The sequence below is a fragment of the Oceanobacillus saliphilus genome (assembly GCF_023522835.1).
In the GTDB taxonomy this organism is placed as follows: domain Bacteria; phylum Bacillota; class Bacilli; order Bacillales; family Amphibacillaceae; genus Oceanobacillus; species Oceanobacillus saliphilus.
The window spans coordinates 1-265 of record NZ_JALCZU010000177.1 but is presented as its reverse complement, the minus strand read 5'-3'; the positions used below and the strand labels follow the sequence as shown (position 1 = coordinate 265).

Annotated in this window: 1 protein-coding gene; it reads right to left on the bottom strand. The window is 54.7% G+C overall.

The features are described 5' to 3' along the window. Nucleotides 1–265, bottom strand: a 265-nt coding sequence (locus MN204_RS20845) for a TetR/AcrR family transcriptional regulator (RefSeq protein WP_249872959.1), incomplete at both ends; no start/stop codon positions are given.

The following is a 265-nucleotide window of genomic DNA, read 5'->3' as shown; positions in this document are numbered from 1 at the left end:
CTGACCACTGGCGACTTCCTGCAGCCACAGCGGTGCGAACCAGTCATGACTCAGCACGATATCCGCGAACTCTTTAATAAATCCGCTGATCGCAGCGACAGGTTCACTACTCTCTTCGACAAAATGCGCTTCCAGCCGTTGCCGTAATGGCACAAAGCGTTCCGCGACCACGGTATCCAGAAGTGACTCGCGCGACTGAAAATAGTAATTCAGCATGGCCGGGCTGACGCCAGCTTTACGGGCTATGACGTTGAGCGAGGTTTCC